Source organism: Paraburkholderia sp. BR13444 (assembly GCF_040948755.1).
Taxonomy (GTDB): domain Bacteria; phylum Pseudomonadota; class Gammaproteobacteria; order Burkholderiales; family Burkholderiaceae; genus Paraburkholderia; species Paraburkholderia youngii.
The window spans coordinates 1-731 of record NZ_JBFPKM010000052.1 but is presented as its reverse complement, the minus strand read 5'-3'; the positions used below and the strand labels follow the sequence as shown (position 1 = coordinate 731).

At 60.1% G+C, this 731-nt stretch carries 1 protein-coding gene; it reads right to left on the bottom strand.

Translation table 11 applies throughout. The annotated features are described in order from the left end of the window. Positions 1 to 544: 544 nt before the first annotated feature. Positions 545 to 731, bottom strand: a 187-nt coding sequence (locus AB3X95_RS38940) for a hypothetical protein (protein WP_368624007.1), incomplete at its 5' end; no start/stop codon positions are given.

The following is a 731-nucleotide window of genomic DNA, read 5'->3' as shown; positions in this document are numbered from 1 at the left end:
ATATGGGTACCCGTGACGGCGCGAACAGCGACGTCAACAGACCACGGAACGGCCCAAGGCAAGACGGCCAGTAGCCAGCCGGTTGCACGCGGCGTCATTCGCCGCGGCCGTGATTGTCGTTACGCACTGCAGCATCGAGTGCGGCATCGCTCTTTGCTTCGCCATCACCGGATAACTGCCGATCTCTACCTGCTAGTGCACGCCCGAAGCCTGCCGAACGCAGACAGGCGAGACCACCGTCTTACAGTCGTCGTACGAGGCTCTCAGTTCGCCGTTGACGAGCGAGCCGGTAGTCGCGATCGAGCAGCTGCGCATGATGAAGATCGGTGTTGAATGCCGAAGTGGCAGCAGCCGAGGATGGCGAGAGGCAACTTTAGGGACGCCGTTCAATGCCCTGCGCAAGAGCGGTGGGGCGCGCACGGAAGCTGACGAAAAGCCGGACTCCGTTCGCATTAGCGTTTCCGTGGTCGGTACTCGATAGTTCAGTCTCGGCGACTGGCGGCCGTAGGGCGCAGCTCACTCTGAGATTTGGAACGTCGCTTGCTCAGATGTCTCCGTCGGCGGTGGCACACTGCGCTTGCGCTTCGAAAGCCTCAAGTGCATCGATCAATTTTCTGTCGTGGACCCGATCGTTGATGAGCACCATTGCACCGCAGACTGTTACGCGCGAAGCGCGTGATCGACGGCACCGGTAGAGCAGAGACGGTAGAAATGCAAAAGAACATGGTGTG